17 protein-coding genes are annotated in these 17,695 nt (G+C 60.6%); 6 read left to right on the forward strand and 11 right to left on the reverse strand.

Going from position 1 to position 17,695, the window contains the following annotated elements; all coding sequences use genetic code 11:
• The first annotated feature begins 72 nt into the window (after positions 1–72).
• Positions 73–270 (forward strand): hypothetical protein, encoded by a 198-nt coding sequence (locus AB4N41_RS14600; protein ID WP_016770569.1) that lies wholly within the window; start codon positions 73–75, stop codon positions 268–270.
• On the opposite strand, the gene AB4N41_RS14605 is transcribed toward AB4N41_RS14600, so the two are convergent.
• Positions 271–696, reverse strand: a complete 426-nt coding sequence (locus AB4N41_RS14605) for a PA3611 family quorum-sensing-regulated virulence factor (protein WP_007908738.1) — start codon at positions 694–696, stop codon at positions 271–273.
• Between the two features lie 189 nt (positions 697–885).
• On the opposite strand from AB4N41_RS14605, the gene AB4N41_RS14610 reads away from it, so the two are divergent.
• From AB4N41_RS14610 to AB4N41_RS14620, 3 genes are all read left to right on the forward strand, one after another.
• Positions 886–1,632, forward strand: coding sequence for a tRNA-uridine aminocarboxypropyltransferase (locus AB4N41_RS14610; RefSeq protein ID WP_236168039.1), 747 nt, complete (start codon positions 886–888; stop codon positions 1,630–1,632).
• A 223-nt stretch (positions 1,633–1,855) separates the two neighbouring features.
• Positions 1,856–2,506 (forward strand): response regulator transcription factor ErdR, encoded by a 651-nt coding sequence (gene erdR / locus AB4N41_RS14615; RefSeq protein ID WP_016771412.1) that lies wholly within the window; start codon positions 1,856–1,858, stop codon positions 2,504–2,506.
• A 74-nt stretch (positions 2,507–2,580) separates the two neighbouring features.
• Complete coding sequence (locus tag AB4N41_RS14620; RefSeq protein ID WP_016771411.1) at positions 2,581–2,943, forward strand: diacylglycerol kinase; 363 nt, start codon at positions 2,581–2,583, stop codon at positions 2,941–2,943.
• On the opposite strand, the gene AB4N41_RS14625 is transcribed toward AB4N41_RS14620, so the two are convergent.
• A complete protein-coding gene (locus tag AB4N41_RS14625) occupies positions 2,940–3,866 on the reverse strand; it encodes a LysR family transcriptional regulator (protein ID WP_024011881.1) in 927 nt (308 codons plus the stop codon). The genes AB4N41_RS14620 and AB4N41_RS14625 overlap by 4 nt on opposite strands.
• A 132-nt stretch (positions 3,867–3,998) precedes the next feature.
• On the opposite strand from AB4N41_RS14625, the gene fpr reads away from it, so the two are divergent.
• Entirely contained in the window at positions 3,999–4,778 is a 780-nt protein-coding gene (gene fpr / locus AB4N41_RS14630; protein ID WP_007908723.1) for a ferredoxin-NADP reductase, read from the forward strand.
• A 173-nt stretch (positions 4,779–4,951) separates the two neighbouring features.
• Here the strand turns inward: fpr and tsaA are convergent, their stop codons facing one another.
• The 6 genes from tsaA to rimO all read right to left on the reverse strand — a co-directional run bounded on the left by tsaA (position 4,952) and on the right by rimO (position 10,291).
• Positions 4,952–5,650 carry a tRNA (N6-threonylcarbamoyladenosine(37)-N6)-methyltransferase TrmO gene (gene tsaA / locus AB4N41_RS14635; RefSeq protein WP_252877591.1) on the reverse strand — a complete coding sequence of 233 codons (699 nt, stop codon included), beginning with the start codon at positions 5,648–5,650 and terminating at the stop codon, positions 4,952–4,954.
• 167 nt (positions 5,651–5,817) lie between these two features.
• Positions 5,818–6,588 (reverse strand): SDR family oxidoreductase, encoded by a 771-nt coding sequence (locus AB4N41_RS14640; protein ID WP_236168037.1) that lies wholly within the window; start codon positions 6,586–6,588, stop codon positions 5,818–5,820.
• Between the two features lie 129 nt (positions 6,589–6,717).
• Entirely contained in the window at positions 6,718–7,188 is a 471-nt protein-coding gene (locus tag AB4N41_RS14645; protein WP_056783315.1) for a YehS family protein, read from the reverse strand.
• Positions 7,189–7,258: 70 nt separating this feature from the next.
• A complete protein-coding gene (locus tag AB4N41_RS14650; RefSeq protein WP_056783317.1) occupies positions 7,259–7,969 on the reverse strand; it encodes an rRNA pseudouridine synthase in 711 nt (236 codons plus the stop codon).
• A 189-nt stretch (positions 7,970–8,158) separates the two neighbouring features.
• Positions 8,159–8,632, reverse strand: a complete 474-nt coding sequence (locus AB4N41_RS14655; protein WP_252877592.1) for an acetyltransferase — start codon at positions 8,630–8,632, stop codon at positions 8,159–8,161.
• Positions 8,633–8,953: 321 nt separating this feature from the next.
• On the reverse strand, positions 8,954–10,291 hold the full coding sequence (gene rimO, locus AB4N41_RS14660; protein WP_041478077.1) for a 30S ribosomal protein S12 methylthiotransferase RimO: 1,338 nt from the start codon (positions 10,289–10,291) through the stop codon (positions 8,954–8,956).
• A gap of 349 nt (positions 10,292–10,640) precedes the next feature.
• Here rimO and AB4N41_RS14665 point away from each other — a divergent pair, with 349 nt between their 5' ends.
• Positions 10,641–12,482, forward strand: a complete 1,842-nt coding sequence (locus tag AB4N41_RS14665; protein ID WP_370695135.1) for a potassium transporter Kup — start codon at positions 10,641–10,643, stop codon at positions 12,480–12,482.
• Between the two features lie 198 nt (positions 12,483–12,680).
• On the opposite strand, the gene AB4N41_RS14670 is transcribed toward AB4N41_RS14665, so the two are convergent.
• From AB4N41_RS14670 to mprF, 3 genes are all read right to left on the reverse strand, one after another.
• Entirely contained in the window at positions 12,681–12,995 is a 315-nt protein-coding gene (locus AB4N41_RS14670) for a DUF3077 domain-containing protein (RefSeq protein ID WP_252877593.1), read from the reverse strand.
• Positions 12,996–13,712: 717 nt separating this feature from the next.
• Positions 13,713–15,008 (reverse strand): virulence factor family protein, encoded by a 1,296-nt coding sequence (locus AB4N41_RS14675; protein ID WP_252877594.1) that lies wholly within the window; start codon positions 15,006–15,008, stop codon positions 13,713–13,715.
• Positions 15,008–17,647: a bifunctional lysylphosphatidylglycerol flippase/synthetase MprF gene (mprF, locus tag AB4N41_RS14680; protein ID WP_252877595.1), complete on the reverse strand. Its 2,640-nt coding sequence runs from the start codon at positions 17,645–17,647 to the stop codon at positions 15,008–15,010. The genes AB4N41_RS14675 and mprF overlap by 1 nt, the downstream gene beginning before the upstream one ends.
• Positions 17,648–17,695: the final 48 nt, after the last annotated feature.

Genomic DNA, 17,695 nt, shown 5'->3' on the forward strand with positions numbered 1-17,695 from the left:
TCGCAAGACAACCTTGCGCTTGCGCAAGGCAAAGCAATTCAAGGATTCGTGGGTGGCAAGGAGGCGGGATGCATGGTCAGAGTGGTTCTGGAGATCGATACGCAGCTGTATCGAATGTTGCAGGAGTCGGCCGAGACGCATCAATTGAGTCTCGAAGAAGAGTGCTGCCGACGATTGGCCGGCGGCGAGCGTCGCTCGCGCTATCTGCAGGCGCTAGTGGCGGAATTGCGCGCCGAGGATGAGCAGCGGCGCGCCAAGGCTTCGCGCTGATTACTTCTTCTTCGCTGGCGCGGCTTTCGGGCAATCGGATTCCTGGTAACTGGCCGAGCCGATCGCTTTGTTGGTTTTCACTTCGGTGAAGTCGTAACGCATGATCGCGCCCTTGGCCATCAGCTTGCGGTACGACGGGTTGTTGCACACCGACGCGCCCAACTGGAAATACACAGCCTTGGGATCGGCGCGCATCTTGTCGGCGTGGCTCTTTTGCACGCTCAGATGGTTGATCAGCTGCGTGCCTTCGACGGTGTAGCCTTGATCAAGAATGTCTTCATTGATCGCCCGTGGCGTGCCGACGCTGCTTTGGGCGGCGACGTTGCGCAGCTCTCGGTTCAGATTCTGCTCACTCAGGGACGCAGCCTGAGCGGTAAAGGACGACGCCAGCAGAATGGCAGCGGTGGGAACGATAAGGCGCAGCATGAAACTCTCCTGATTCGGTGACTGGTGGTTCGACCCGTCACGGGGCGGTGCGTTCAGTGGCGGCGAATTATAGGGGAGCCGGTCTGGACGGTACAGGCTTGTGGCCGACGCTCTGGTAAACTGCCGGCCTTTATTGCCCTGCCGAGTGTTTTTCGTGTCGAGTTTCCCTGTCAGCCGGTGTTGCCTGCGATGAACCATGCCCCCAACGCCGTGGCCCGCCTGCGCGATCAGCGCGAAGACGAAGGTATCAAGCCGATTCAGGCGCGCGGCTTTCGCTCCGAGCGTTGCCGCGATTGCCGAGTGATCATCAGTCATTGCCTGTGCGCGTGGCGGCCAAGCGTCGACACCCGTTCCGGCGTGTGCCTGATCATGACCGGCAAGGAAGTGTTCAAGCCAAGCAACACCGGTTGGCTGATTGCCGATGTGGTGCGCGACAACCATGCGTTCATCTGGTCACGCACCGAGCCCGACCCGCAGATGCTTGCACTGCTCAACGATCCGCAATGGCAGCCGTACCTGGTGTTTCCGGGCGAGTATGTCGAACCGTCGCGGGTGACCAACACGGTGGCAGTCGATAGCAGCAAGCGCCCGCTGTTCATTCTGCTCGATGCGACCTGGACGGAGGCGCGCAAGATTTTTCGCAAGAGTCCGTATTTCGACCGCTTGCCAATCCTCAGCCTGCTGCCCGACAAACTCTCGCGCTATCGCTTGCGCCGTTCGACCCGCAGCGAGCACCTGTGCACCGCCGAAGTCGCTGCGTTGTGCCTGGAGCTGGCCGGTGACAGCGATGCCGCCTCGGCGCTGGATGCTTATTTCGATGTGTTCAGCCAGCATTACCTCGGTGCCAAGCAGCAACTGGACATGAATGAATCGACGCCCGCCCATGCCGAGCTGCTGCCCTATATACGAAAGCCGCAGCCGGCGTTGGCCCGATAGTGGCCCATACTGTCGACAGCGCTGGCCATCTTGCTTGACCACCCCGGCTGCGCTGGGCATGCTTGGCGCCGATTAGGGTGCGGCCAAGGTTTGAGACGCCGTGTTTGCTGTTGATTGGCGTCGAACGTGCCCCTGTGGATATCGCTTCCAAGCGTTGTCTCGAGTTGCTTTGGCCAGACCGGAATCTACCGCGTCTGCCATCAAAAACAGGATCATTTGAAAAATGGCCACATACGACATCCTGATTGCCGATGATCACCCACTGTTTCGCAGCGCCCTGCACCAAGCGGTGACGCTGGGCCTTGGCCCGGACGTGCGGCTGGTGGAGGTGGCGAGCATTGCCGAACTGGAAGCCCGCCTGACCGAAAAGGCTGACTGGGATCTGGTTCTGCTGGACCTGAACATGCCCGGCGCCTACGGTTTTTCCGGGCTGGTGCTGCTGCGCGGGCAGTATCCGCAGATTCCGGTGGTGATGGTCTCTGCCCAGGAAGAAGCCTCGGTGATGGTCAAATCCCGCGAGTTCGGCGCCAGTGGTTTCATTCCCAAGTCCAGCGATCTGAGCGTAATTCAGGAAGCGGTGCGCAAGGTGCTCGATGGCGACGTGTTCTGGCCGCCGCAAGCGTTCGAAGCAGTCAGCGTGTCGGATGAGGCGAAAGCTGCCAGTGATGGCCTCGCCAGCCTGACGCCGCAACAGTTCCGCGTGCTGACCATGGTCTGCGAAGGTCTGCTCAACAAGCAGATTGCCTATGAGCTGAGCGTGTCGGAAGCGACCATTAAGGCCCACGTCACGGCGATCTTTCGCAAATTGAACGTGCGCACTCGCACGCAAGCGGCTTTACTGCTGCAACAACTTGAGTCAATTCCGAGCCAGTGATGGCTGGCGGTTTCACGCTTTTTTGACTTTCGTTGATCTAGCTTCCCCACACCTTTTTGGCTGGTTTCTTTCTTATGTCACCTTTCAAGGGCCAGACCGGCCTGAAACGCATCCTCAACGCGTCCGGCTATTCGCTCGATGGCCTGCGCGCCGCCTTCACTGGCGAAGCGGCATTCCGCCAACTGGTGCTGCTCAACGTGGTGCTGATTCCGCTGACATTCTTCCTCAATGTCAGCCGGGTCGAGCAGGCGGTGTTGATCGCGGTTTGCTTGCTGGCGCTGATTGTCGAGCTGCTCAATTCGGCGGTGGAAGCGGCCATTGACCGCATCTCGCTGGAATTGCATCCGCTGTCGAAGAACGCCAAGGACATGGGCAGCGCCGCGCAGTTCGTGGCGCTGAGCATGATCGGGCTGGTGTGGGCGGTGATTCTGCTTTAAGCGATAGTCGGCAAGACGATCTCGTCGCTGCGCTGCACCCCGGCGGTGAATGCTCGGCACAGCTCGAGAAACTCGCGCATCGCTGAAGTCTGGTACTTCTGTTTGTGCCAGATGAAATAGAACTGCCGCGCCAGGTCCAGATCCGGCGTCTCCACCGGCACCAGACTGCCGCGCCGGAAGGCATCGCGCAGCGCCAGCCGCGAAATGCAGCCAATCCCCAAGCCAGATTCCACTGCACGTTTGATCGCTTCGGTGTGTTCCAGCTCGAGACGAATATTCAGCGCGCTGCGATGGTGACGCATAGCTTGGTCGAAGGTCAGCCGCGTGCCGGAACCCTGTTCACGCAGAATCCATGCCTCATGGGTCAGCTCTTCCATTGTCGCACTGCCGCGTTTGGCCAACGGATGCTGCGGCGCGCAAAACACCACCAGCTCATCCTCGACCCAACTCTGCACTTCGATGTCCGGGTGGCTGCAATCGCCTTCGATTAGACCCAGATCAATTTCGTAGTGGGCGACCTGCTGCACGATATTGGCAGTGTTCTGCACGTGCAGCTTGACCTGACTTTCGGGGTGGCGCTGCATGAAACTGCCGATCAGCAGGGTGGCCAGATAGTTGCCAATGGTCAGCGTCGCCCCCACTGATAACGAGCCGAAACCGGATTTGCCATTAAGCAGGTCTTCGATTTCCTTGGCCTGGTCGAGCAGGGCCACCGCTTGCGGCAACAGTTGTTTGCCGAGGGCGTTGAGGCTCAGGCGTTTGCCGGCGCGGTCGAACAGCTGGCAACTGGACTGGCGCTCAAGCTCGGTGATCGAAGTGCTCGCCGCCGATTGCGAGAGGTTGAGCAGACCCGCAGCACGGGATACGCTTTCCTGCTGGGCGACGGCGACGAAGACTTGCAGTTGACGGAGAGTAAATCGCATATCGATATAACCGATAACCCTTATCTTAATAATCCAGTTAACAGATATTGTCGTCGCTATTAGAATGCGATGCAATTGCGCACGTTGAGCCTCATTGAGCCGCGCAGACCAATCTCCAGGAGTCAAACGTACATGAGCAACATGAACCACGAGCGTGTCCTCAGTGTTCATCACTGGAACGACACTCTGTTCAGCTTCAAGTGCACCCGCGATCCGGGCCTGCGCTTCGAGAACGGTCAGTTCGTGATGATCGGCCTGCAACAGCCCAATGGCCGCCCGCTTATGCGCGCTTACTCGATCGCCAGCCCGAACTGGGAAGAGCATCTCGAGTTCTTCAGCATCAAAGTGCAGGACGGTCCGCTGACCTCCCAGCTGCAGCACTTGAAGGAAGGCGACGAGATCATCATCTCGAAGAAGCCTACCGGTACGCTGGTTCTCGATGACCTGAACCCGGGCAAGCACCTGTACCTGCTGAGCACCGGCACCGGTCTGGCGCCGTTCATGAGCGTCATTCAGGACCCGGAAACCTACGAGCGCTTTGAGAAAGTGATCCTGGTTCACGGTGTGCGTTACGTCAATGAAGTCGCCTACCGCGAATTTATCACCGAGCATTTGCCGCAGAACGAGTTCTTCGGCGAGGCGCTGCGTGACAAGCTGATCTACTACCCGACCGTGACCCGCGAGCCGTTCGAGAATCAGGGCCGCCTGACCGACCTGATGCGCAGCGGCAAGCTGTTCAGCGATATCGGCCTGCCACCCATCAACCCGCAGGACGACCGCGCAATGATCTGCGGCAGCCCAAGCATGCTCGACGAGACCAGCGAAGTGCTCGACAGCTTCGGCCTGAAAATCTCGGCGCGGATGCGCGAGCCGGGTGATTACCTGATCGAGCGTGCGTTCGTCGAAAAATAACCTGCGATACCTGTGGGAGCGAGCCCGCTCGCGAAAGCAGTCTGTCATTAAGATTGATGTTGACTGACACGACGCCTTCGCGAGCAGGCTCGCTCCCACAGTTGGTTTTTGGGTGTGACAGTAAAAGCCCGCGTTGCCTGAGAAGGCAGCGCGGGCTTTTTCGTTTGCGGGTTTTATGCCTTGGCCGGGATGACTTCCAGCACGCGGATCTGTTCGGGCGTCGGGTAATGCCAGCGCACGTCCAGATCCCAGAACTGCGCACCATATTCACGTTCCGGCGCCGGTGTCTGATACGCCGGACGCGGATCCTGCGCCAGGCACTGCTCGATCAACTCAACCAATGGCTCTTCAAGCCGCTGAGCGTGGGTGTGCGCTTGTTTCAAGGCTGACTCCACCCACTGGACGTCGATCAACTGCGGCGCCGCGCTGGCGATGTCATTGGTTGCCCCAGGGATGATGTCGGCATACGGCACATACGGTTTGATATCCAGCACCGGCGTGCCGTCGAGCAGATCGATCCCGGAGATAAACAGCCGATTACCTTCGACCCTGTCCAGCTTCACCACCGACTGGCCAATGCCGTTCGGCCGGTGCGTGGCGCGGGTGGCGAACACGCCCATCGACTTGTTGCCGCCCAGGCGTGGCGGGCGCACTTTCAGTCGCGGTTTGTCTTCCAGGGCTTGGTGGAACAGAAACAACAGCCACACATGGCTGACCTGCTCCAGCCCCTGCACGGCGTCACCCTGGTCGAACGGCGCGACCAGTTCCAGCACGCCACGGGCGGCCGGGGCCAGTTGTGGCTGGCGGGGGATGGCGAACTTCTCCTTGAAGCAGGAGCGCACGAAGCCGATGGGGGAGACGCTGTAAGTCATGGTTTGCATTCGAAGCGGGGCAGGGGGGGCATGATAACCCGGCCCGCTTCAAGTCTGGTGGTGACAGGGCTGGCCTCTTCGCGAGCAGGCTCGCTCCCACAATGGAGTTGCGTTGTGTACGAAATCCCTGTGGGAGCGAGCCTGCTCGCGAATGCCGCACCGCCGACCTACAGACTGAACCCACCATCAAGAGGAATGATGTTCCCGGTCATATAAGCCCCCGCCGTACTCGCCAGGCTGATCGCCAGCGCCGCCATCTCTTCCTCACGCCCCCAGCGCTTCATCGGAATCAGCGCGGTGTCCTCAGCCAACGCCTGCTCATCATTACCAATATGCTGGGTCATCTTGCTCGGAAAGCGACCCGGCGCAATCACGTTGACGTTGATGTGCTGGCTCACCAGTTCCCGGGCGAGAATGCGCGACAACTGATGCAGGGCGGCCTTGCTCGGCCCATAGGCATACGCCTGCTCGCCAAACGAAGAAATCCCCGCCACCGAACCGATATTGATGATCCGCGCCGGATTCGCCGCCGAACCAGCCTTGCGCAGTAATGGCAGAAACTGCTGGATGCAACTGAACACCGACGTCACGTTGAGCTGCATGACCTTTTCCCAGCCCTTGACCGGATAGCTCTCCAGCGGCGCGCCCCACGTGGTGCCGGCATTGTTCACCAGAATGTCCAGATGAGTGATCTGCTCACCCAGGCGCGCGGCCAGTTCCTGCACGCCTTCTTCAGTGGCCAGATTCGCCGCCACGCCGTGGCAAGTGCCGAAGGCACTGAGTTCTTGCGCCGTTTGATGACAGGCTTCGGCGTCGCGGGAGCAGACGAACACTCGGGCGCCAGCCTCGACAAAGGCCTTGGCGATCATTTTGCCGATACCACGGGTGCCGCCGGTCACCAGAGCGGTGCGGCCTTGCAGGGAAAAGTACGGGTGCATGGCGAATCCTGAGGGCTAGGGGTCAATACACCCTAGTCGCCAGCCGCAAAAAACGGAGCCACTATTTTCGAAGGGAATGAACGGTCATGCGCTGCGGTGGCGACCATCAGTCGCCACCGCAGAAGGGCATCAGGCCGGGCGAACGCGCAGGGTCAGACCCTTGAGGAAGTTACGCAGCAACTGATCGCCACACGGCCGATAGTTGGTGTGGCCGACCTTGCGGAACAGCGCGCTCAGTTCAGGCTTGGATACCGGAAACTCGGCGGCCTTGAGGATCGCGTGCATGTCGTCTTCTTTCAGTTCGAAGGCCACACGCAGTTTTTTCAGGATGATGTTGTTGGTCACCGGCACTTCGATCGGCTGCGGCGGACGGCTTTCGTCCTTGCCGCGTTTGAAGATCACCAGGCCGTCGAGGAAGTGCGCGATGACTTCGTCCGGGCAGCGTACGAAGCCTTCTTCGTCTTCTTCTTTCTTGTCGAGCCAGGTGATGACATCGGCGAGCGTGACGTCCATGCCGCCCAGTTTGATGATCTCGACAACTTTCTTGTCGCTGATGTCGAGCATGTAGCGCACGCTGCGCAGTACGTCGTTATGAACCATGTCGGTATTCCTGATGCGTTGTGGGCAGCGCTCGCGGGCGCTGCCGGAATGTGTGGCGGCAGTGGAAGTTCTAGAACTTCTCTTTGCCGGACAGGTAGCGCCATTGGCCAACCGGGACCTTGCCGATCGACACGCCGCCGATGCGGATGCGGCGGATGCCGATGACCTTCAGGCCGACCGCTTCGCAGAACTGCGCGATGATTCCCGGCTGCGGGTTTTTCATGGCGAAGCGCAGGCGGTTTTCGTTCTGCCAGCTGGCCTTGACCGGCGGCAGCTCCTTGCCCTTGTGCGTCAGGCCATGTTGCAGGCGGTTGAGGCCGTGGGCAGCCATCTCACCTTCGACTTCGACGATGTATTCCTGCTCGATCTTCGCCGCGTCGGCGGTGAGTTTGCGCAGGATTTTCCAGTCCTGGGTGAACACCAGCAGGCCGCTGGCCTTGGGCTGCAGGTCGGCGCTGGCGGTCAGGCGCAGGAAATGCCCGCGCAACGGACGCTTGCCGTAGCGATGCTCTTCGCTGAGGGTTTCGGCGCTGAGCGATTGCATGGCGCTGTCGACATCCATGCCGGCGGGCGCGTTAAGCAGGATGGTCACCGGCTCCGGCGCGGTGGCCTTGGCGTCCTTGTCGAGCTCGACCTTTTGCTCGCCGACCTTGAATTGCGGCTCATCGATGACTTCGCCGTCCACGGTGACCCAGCCGCCCTCGATGAACAGCTCGGCCTCCCGGCGGGAGCAACCGACCAGTTCGATGAGGCGTTTGGAGAGGCGAATCGGGTCAGTCATGACGGGGCCGTAACAAAAAAGGGGTGGGCATTGTACCTGTGTGGAAGCGGTTAAGCCCGGTTCCATTTGCAGGGTGTTGGTATTCCCTATGGGAGCTGGCTTGCCTGCGATGGTATCAACTCGGTATTTCTCGTACACCGCGGCGTCTGCATCGCTGGCAAGCCAGCTCCCACAGGGTTCCAGGTTGTGTCAGGCATGGTTCGCGCGCTGCTGGGACTGCCGCAAGCGCATATGCAGCAACGGATACGGCTGGCCCATGCCGTCGACCTCGGAGCGGCCGATCACCTCGAAGCCCTGTTTCTCGTAAAAACCCAAGGCTTGCGGATTTTGTTCGTTGACGTCGAGTTCATCGGCGTTGAGCCGTTCGATCGCATAGCGCAGCAACTGCTTGCCCAGTCCCTGACCACGATGGTCGGGATCGATGAACAGCATTTCAATCTTGCCCGCCGCGACACCGGCAAACCCGGTGATGCGCTGCTGGCGGTCCTTGGTGCAGATCAGCATTACCGCGTCGAGATAGCGGGTGAGCACCAGATTGCGCAGCAGCTCGATATAGCTGTCCGGCAGAAAATCATGTGTCGCGCGAACCGAGGCCTCCCAGACCCGGGTCAGTTCCTGGTAATCGCTGAGTTTCGGTGTGTGGATGACCGAATGCTGACGCATGTGCGTGTGCCTCTTGTGCGGTTCAAGGGAGTCCGTCCCCCGCTAAACGATAGCCGCAAAAAAGCCCCGTATCTCGGAAAAGAGCGGGGCTTTTTGGATTTGTTGCGGTGTCTGGCTGGCTATTTCTGTCGCCAGCAAGATCTCTCCCCCTCACCCCAACCCTCTCCCCCAGAGGGGGCGAGGGGGAAGGGAGCTGAACTTCGTGCTTTTCAAACCTGAGTTCGACCGGATAGCTCAGGTCGATGTACCTAGAAAGAACAACACGGTCAGCTCCCTCTCCCTCTGGGAGAGGGCTGGGGTGAGGGGCTTTTGATCTTCAGATCAGATCTGCTCAGCCCACAGATCATATTCGTCAGCGTCAGTCACCTTGCACCAGACCTTGTCGCCCGGCTTCAGGTTGCTGCCGTTATCAATAAACACGTTGCCATCGATTTCCGGGGCGTCGAAGAAGCAACGGCCGACCGCGCCTTGCTCGTCCACCTCATCCACCAGCACTTCAATCTCACGACCAATGCGCATCTGCAGACGTGCCGAGCTGATCGCCTGCTGGTGCGCCATGAAGCGTTCCCAACGGTCTTGCTTGACGTCGTCCGGGACCACTTCCAGATCCAGATCGTTGGCCGGTGCGCCATCCACCGGCGAGTACTGGAAGCAGCCGACGCGGTCGAGCTGGGCTTCGGTCAGCCAGTTGAGCAGGTACTGGAAGTCTTCTTCGGTTTCGCCCGGGAAGCCGACGATGAAGGTCGAACGGATGATCAGGTCCGGGCAGATTTCGCGCCAGTTCTTGATGCGCGCCAGGGTCTTGTCTTCGAACGCCGGACGTTTCATCGACTTCAGTACTTTCGGGCTGGCGTGCTGGAACGGGATATCCAGGTACGGCAGGATCTTGCCGGCGGCCATCAGCGGGATCAGCTCGTCGACGTGCGGGTACGGATAAACGTAGTGCAGGCGGACCCAGACGCCCAGCGTGCTCAGCGCTTCGCACAGTTCGGTCATGCGGGTTTTCACCGGCGCGCCGTTCCAGAAACCGGTGCGGTATTTCACGTCGACGCCGTAGGCGCTGGTGTCTTGCGAGATCACCAGCAGCTCTTTGACTCCGGATTTGACCAGGCGCTGCGCCTCGTCGAGCACATCACCAACCGGACGGCTGACCAGTTTGCCGCGCATCGACGGGATGATGCAGAACGAGCAGCTGTGGTTGCAGCCTTCGGAAATCTTCAGGTACGCGTAGTGGCGCGGGGTCAGTTTGATGCCTTGCGGCGGCACCAGGTCGATCAGCGGGTTGTGATCCTGACGCGGCGGCACCACTTCGTGCACGGCGTTGACCACTTGCTCGTACTGCTGCGGACCGGTCACGGCCAGCACGCTCGGGTGCACGTTGCGGATGTTGCCTTCTTCCACGCCCATGCAGCCGGTAACGATGACCTTGCCGTTTTCCTTGATCGCTTCGCCGATCACTTCCAGCGACTCAGCCTTGGCCGAATCGATGAAACCGCAGGTGTTGACCACCACGACGTCGGCGTCCTGATAGGTGGACACCACGTCATAGCCTTCCATGCGCAGCTGGGTCAGGATGCGCTCGGAGTCGACCAGTGCTTTCGGGCAACCCAGAGATACAAAGCCAACCTTTGGATTGGCCGGCGCAGGAGTGGTGGACATGTCTAACCTCGGTGTTTTGTGACGTCGCTTGCTTGGTGCGCAAGCCGACGGATGGGCGCTTAGGGCGCGCCTCTGATCAAAAAGTGCGCAATTCTAGCGGCGGGCAACGCACTTGACCAGCTTTATACGGGGAAATACGACGAGTGCTGCGCTATGCTTCGCGCCGTTGAGCTTTACCGATTTCTTGCAGTCAATCATTGGTCTGTAACAACAGGTAAAACAGCGCATGCTGCAACTCAAAGCATAGTGCTTCCTTCAAAGAAGCCGGTATCGAGATCAGGAGTGTTGGATGGGTCAGGCAAGTAGTCATGCGGCGGGCGCCGAGGGTTCGGCAAGCAGACCGCTGAGCATGCTGGTCGCGGCGGTCGGGGTGGTTTATGGCGACATCGGTACGAGCCCGTTGTACACCCTCAAGGAAGTGTTTTCCGGCGGTTACGGCGTGCCGGTCAATCACGACGGCGTGCTGGGCATTCTGTCGTTGATCTTCTGGTCGCTGATCTGGGTGGTCTCGATCAAGTACATGATGTTCGTCCTGCGCGCCGACAACCAGGGCGAGGGCGGCATCATGGCGCTGACCGCACTGGCACGGCGCGCAGCGGCGGGGCGCAAGCGCCTGCGCACGCTGTTGGTGGTGTGCGGGCTGATCGGCGCGGCGCTGTTCTATGGCGACAGCATGATCACCCCGGCCATTTCGGTGCTGTCGGCGATCGAAGGCCTTGGCCTGGCGTTTGACGGCATTGATCACTGGGTGGTGCCGCTGTCGCTGGTGGTGCTGGTCGCCTTGTTTCTGATCCAGCGCCACGGTACCGCGCGGATCGGCATTCTGTTCGGGCCGATTATGGTCACCTGGTTCCTCGTCCTCGGCGCCCTCGGTGTGTACGGCATCAGCCACACCCCGGAAGTGCTGCACGCGCTGAACCCGATGTGGGCGGTGAATTTTTTCGTCGTGCACCCGGGCATGGGCGTCGCAATTCTCGGCGCCGTGGTGCTGGCGCTGACCGGCGCGGAAGCGCTATACGCTGACATGGGCCACTTCGGTCGCAAGCCGATCGCCCGCGCCTGGTTTCTGCTGGTGCTGCCGGCGCTGGTGCTGAATTACTTTGGCCAGGGCGCGTTGCTGCTGGAAAACCCGGAAGCCGCGCGCAACCCGTTCTATCTGCTGGCGCCGAGCTGGGCGCTGATTCCGCTGGTCGGCCTGTCGACCCTGGCCACGGTGATCGCTTCGCAAGCCGTGATTTCCGGTGCGTTCTCCCTGACCCGTCAGGCGATCCAGCTCGGTTACATCCCGCGCATGTACATCCAGCACACCTCCAGCGACGAACAAGGCCAGATCTACATCGGCGCGGTGAACTGGGCGCTGATGGTCGGCGTGGTGCTGTTGGTGCTGGGCTTCGAATCCTCCGGTGCACTGGCCTCGGCCTACGGCGTCGCAGTGACCGGCACTATGCTGATGACCACCATTCTGGTGTCGGCGGTCATGCTGCTGCTGTGGAAATGGCCACCGATCCTTGCGGTGCCGGTGTTGATCGGCTTCCTGTTGGTGGATGGTCTGTATTTCGCTGCCAACGTACCGAAGATCGTCCAGGGCGGCGCTTTCCCGGTGATCGCCGGTATCGCGCTGTTCGTGCTGATGACCACCTGGAAGCGCGGCAAACAGCTGCTGGTCGAACGCCTCGACGAAGGCGCGCTGCCGCTGCCGATCTTCATCAGCAGCATCCGCGTGCAACCGCCGCATCGGGTGCAAGGCACCGCGGTGTTCCTCACCGCACGCTCCGACGCCGTACCGCACGCGTTGTTGCACAATCTGCTGCATAACCAGGTGTTGCATGAGCAAGTGGTGTTGCTGACGGTGGTCTACGAAGACATCCCGCGCGTACCGCCATCGCGGCGCTTCGAGGTCGAAGCGCACGGCGAAGGCTTCTTCCGGGTGATCCTGCACTTCGGTTTCACCGACGAGCCAGACGTGCCGCAAGCGCTGAAGCTGTGTCATCTGGATGATCTGGACTTCAGCCCGATGCGCACGACCTACTTCCTCAGCCGTGAGACGGTGATTGCCTCGAAACTGGAAGGTATGGCCCGTTGGCGTGAGGCGCTGTTTGCGTTCATGTTGAAGAATGCCAATGGCAATTTGCGGTTCTTTAATCTGCCGCTGAACCGAGTGATTGAGTTGGGGACGCAGGTGGAGATGTAAGCCTGGCCTCAACTGAAAAGCCCCTGTCAGCCTTGTGGTTGGCGGGGGCTTTTTTGTGCCTGTGCCCAATCCCTCAAACCACCGCTGATTCCCTGTGGGAGCGAGCCTGCTCGCGAAGGCGTAGTGTCAGTCGAAGCATGTGGTGGCTGAACCACCGCATTCGCGAGCAGGCTCGCTCCCACAGGGTATTGGGTTGAATCAAGAGGTGCGTTCAGACAGATCAGCTTCAGATTCAGTCTTCGTCCGCGCAGGTCGTGGGATCAGCGCTTGGATCACGTCATCAACCAAGGCTTTGCCCATCACCGTCAGGTAATGCGCAGCCCAGGCATGGCGGTCGGTGTCTCTGATGAAGGCGGCGTCTTCTGCGAAGGATTTGGCAAGGGACAGCAGGTCGGAGGATTGGGACAAGGCATTGATGATCGGGACGCCGGAGCGGACATTGAAGAACGCTTGATCCGAGTTGTAGAGGAAAGGGGTGAAGCCGATGGTTTTAAGATCAGATGGATTGCTCATTGTCAGTTCCCTTGATTTCGAGAGCTGCCGCATCCGATACCAAGCGAATGGGTGGCAGCTGTGCGCAGGTTGGTAAACCGGGGAACCAAGGAAACCGGCACGCTCGAAAGCGTCCCACACACAGCTGCCATAACACAGGGGCTCGGACGGGATTTCGCCTGAGTCGTGTCGGGTGCGCTGTTGCGCCTTATTCCACCGGGTTACCAAGCCCGATCGCTGAATGGGTCAGCGACGTCCTGAGAGTATCCCGTCGAAAAACAGCGCAATAGAGCGGCAAAGCGCCCCAACAAGAGTTTCGGAGTTTGCCTACAAGGTCTGTGGGCGTCATCTGATATTGCGAGACCGGAAGTAAACGAAACTAAACGTTGCTGGCGATTTTGTGGGTATTTGTTCGGTAGATGAATGAGTGTGGAGTTGACGATTCGATAATGCCAATTAAGCAGGTGTCCACGTTTTATGGAATGTGGACATTTGGTGATTTTAGTTTCCTGAAGAGTCAAGAAATTTACGAGCCTTGCCACAAAACCGCTGAATCCAGCGCAATTCCCCTGTGGGAGCGAGCCTGCTCGCGAAGGCGTAGTGTCAGTCGCCGAATCTGTAAACTGACCCACCGCTTTCGCGAGCAGGCTCGCTCTCACAGGGATTTTGGTGGCTGTTGGGATGTAAAAGCCCCCGCAACCGTGAAGTTGCGGGGGCTTTTTGTGGATGCGCTTCAGATCACTCTTCGGCGACCGAGTCCTTGCTCTGGCGCTTCTGAATCAAGTCCACCAAACGCTTGGCCAGCGCTGGATAGTTCTCATCGAAGTGATGCCCGCCGGGCAGTTTCACCGCTTCGCCGACAGCAGTCTTGTCGGTGCAGCCACTTTCATCCGTCTCTTCTTCGCCATAGATGCACACAACCTTGGCCGCTGGCAGCTTGGCCATTTCCGGGCCGGTCGCGGCTTCTTTGCCGGCGTTGCCCAGCCAGCCTTCGACTTCGATTTCGAAGCTGCCGGTGCGGGCGAAGGCGAGCAGGATGATCGCGTCGACGCGTTGCTGTTCGTTCTCTGGCAGGCGGTTGTAGATCGCCGGCAGGACGTCAGCGCCGAACGAATAGCCGGTGAGGATGAAGCGCTTGGTGCCCCATTTCTGCCGGTAGTGCTGCATCAGTTCGGTGAGGTCGAGTGCGCTTTGCTCCGGGCTCTTGTGCTGCCAGTAGTAGCGCAGGGTGTCGATGCCGACGACCGGGTAGCCGATCTTGGCCATTTCGCCCGCCACGTCACGGTCGAGGTCGCGCCAGCCGCCATCGCCGGAGAGGAACAGGGTCACGGTGTCGTTGGCCTGACCGGCCGGCACTTCCACGACCGGGATCGCCAGGCCGCCGTTGGCCTTGTCGCCGCCGACGAGGATTTTGCGCAGTTCGTTGTTCAGCACTTGCGGCAGATTGATGTCGTAGTCGCTGATGCTGGTTTCGGCGTTCGGCTGATCGCGCACGAAGCCCGCGCTGGCGTCGTCCGGGTTGTCGTTCCACGCCACCAGCCAGTGGCCGTGGGCGGCGGATTTCGGCAGCAGGTGAGTGCAGCCGGGTTTTTCCAGGGCCAGATCGACGGAGACGGCCTGGGCCTTGTCGTCTTTCTGTTCCGCCAGCCAGCGCCACGCCAGCACAGCGCCTGGGCCGATGCCGCTGACCAGAGTGGCCGGGCCATTCAGTTCGCGCAGGCCCGATTGCAGGGCGCGGCTTTGCAGCAGGCAGTCCTTGGGCAGAATCACCTGAACGATCTGCGCCGAAGCGCTGCGGCTGAGGGTGGTCAGTTGTTTCTCGGAAAGCTTCTGTTCGTCGGTGACGGCCACCAGCACCTGAGCCTTCGGCTTGTTGCCGGGGATCACGCGGGTCATGACCGTGCCATCGGCGGGTTTGAGCTGTTCGACGGTCGGTTCCGGTGCCGGGCGTTTGAGGTACCAGTAACCGCCGCCGGCAATCACGGCCAGCACCAGCAGGGCGGCCAGGATGTACTTCAGGGAGCGTTGAATCATCAGCGTTTCACCAATCCAGTCAAGCCGCCCGCGATCAGGGCAGCAGTATCGGCCAGCGCCACGAGCGGATCGAGTCCGGCGGGCACGGCCATATAACGGGGTTCCCAGTCGGGCTGGAACTTGTCTTTGAAGCGGCGCAAGCCTTGGAAGTTGTACAGCTGCTCACCACGGCGGAAAACCATCGAACCCAGGCGCTGGGTCAGCGGTGCGCCGCGCCGGGGTTGCAGCCCCGACAACGGCACCATGCCCAGGCTGAAGCGCGCGTATCCGTGACTCTTATAGTGTTGAATCAGGCCGACCATCATGAATTCCATGGTCAGCTTCGGCGCTTCCGGGTGCGCGCGCATCAGGTCGAGACTGGCCAGGTCGTGGCTGTAGGTCTCGAGCAGATTGGCGAATGCTACCGGGCGGCCTTCGAAGCGAATCACCGCAATGCGGAAATGCTTTAGGTAATCGTCGCTGAAACGGCCGAGGGAGAAGCCTTTCTCGCGCACGTTCTTGCCGGTCAGCCAGGCATCGGAAATCACTTTCAGCTCGTCCATCGGCGCCTGGCCCGGCTCATGGATTTCCAGCGACAGACCATCGCGAGTGCCACGGTTCCAGGTGTAGCGCAGATCCTTCATCTCCTTGCCCTTGGCTTCCAGGTCGAAGCGTTGCAGATCGACCCTGGCTTCTTCGCCGAGCTTGATCGCTGTCAGGCCGATGTCCATGTAGTACGGCAGATTCTCCGCGCGCACCTGATAGAACACGGGGCGGGTGTGATGGATGTCGCAGAGATCGCGGAACTGCCAGATCATTTCCGCGCGTTGCTGGCTCGGCCCGATCGGGTCGTACAGCGCCACCAGACTGCGGCCACGGCGGGCGTACATCAGGAACGCCTCATCGTTGGGGTGAAACAGCAACGCCTTGTCACCGGTCAGCGCGAGGCCGCCGTCGGGTTGCGACGAGGCCATGAGGATTTTCGCCGCGCGATCCAGTTCCTCCGGCGTCGGCAAATGAATCACCGGGCGCGCCGTGCGCAGCAGCCAGGTCAGCGAGATGATCACCAGCAACACCGCCGCGCCGAGCAGCGAGCGCAGACCGCGCGGCGCGTCAGCATCGAGGGTGAACTGCCACCACAGTTGATGGCTGTAGGGTACGTCCTGATAGGCGAACAGCAGCAACCAGGCCGAAGCGCCCAGCACGCAGAGACTGGCGACCAGATACAGCGGCGAAAACGGCAGTTCGGTCAAACGGCTCGGACGGTAGAAGGAGCGGCGGAACACGCCGAGCAGCGCGGCCGTCAACGTCATCAGCGTGGCTTCTTCCCAGTCGAAGCCTTTGAGCAGTGAGAGCAGGGCGCCGACCAGCAGCAGGATGGTGGTCAGCATCCACGCCGCCGACAGGCGTCGGCGCAGACCTTGTGCGAGCAACAGACAGAGGACGCCGATCAGGCTGGCGCCGAAGTGCGAGGCGTCGACCAGACGATGCGGGATCAGAAAACCGATGTGCTCCAGGCGGGTATCGATTTCCGGGGTCGCGCCGGAAAACAGCAGCACCACGCCAGACAGGAACACCAGCACCGCCAGAACCGGCGCGGCCAGACCGGACGCCGCGCGCATGGTCTGGGATTGAAACAGGCGCTGGCCTTCGTTGATCAGCAGCAATACGCAAGCGACCAGCAGCGGCAGCACCACGTAGATCAGGCGATACAGCAGCAGTGCAGCGGCCAGCGGCGCGGCGCCAAGCTTGTCGGCAAACGCGGCGAGCAGAATCGCTTCGAACACACCGACGCCGCCAGGTACATGACTGAGCACACCGGCGGCCAGGGCCAGCAGATACACCAGCAGGAACGGCGCAAACGGCGGCGCTTCCGGCAGCAACAAGTAGAGAACGGTGGCGGCAGCCGCGACATCGAGGGCGGTGATCACCAGTTGCAGAAAGGTCAGACGACGACCCGGCAGGCGCAGGGTGCGCCGCCCGGCACGGACCAGCAGATTGTCGGGGTAGGGTTGTTCCGGCAGGCGACGACGATAGATGCCGATCGCCAGCACCGTACCAAGGATCAATATGGCAGCGGCAACCGAGCCCAGCAAGATTTCGGACAGCCCCAGCGCTTGCGAGGCGGCGGGCAGGTTGCTCAGGGTGGCCAGCGCTGCCAGTGGCGGCAAGGCGCAGCCCAGCGAGAGGCTGGCAAATAGCGTCATGTGCGCAACTTCCGACGCACCGACGCCCAGTCGCGCATATAAACGATAACGAACCGAGCCGCCGGACAGCAGCGACAGGCCGATCGCATTGCCAATCGCAAATGCGGTGAAGCCGCCGAGCGCGAGCGTGCGCGGCGGCAGTTTCACGCCAGCGTAGCGGCTGGCCGACCATTCATAGCCGAGCAGAATGATGAAACCGACCACGGTCGCACCGATGGCGCCGAGCAGGGCCGGTTTCGGCACATCGAGAATCGAGTCATGCAACGCATAGAGATCGAGCTCGGCGAGCAGATGGCGGCAGGCAATCAGGGCAATGGCAAACAGCAGCAACGTGACGGCCAGACCGATCGGCTGACGGTATTTGCTTAATCGATCCAGCCAGCGCAAACGCTCGGGTTTGATCGGTTGTTCTGCTGTAACGGTGTCTTGTGGATCAGACGAGTTGGCGCGCATCAATCACCTCTTGGATTGTGCGCGACAGGATGGAGGTATCCAGCCAAG

The organism is Pseudomonas sp. S2_A10, from assembly GCF_054668465.1.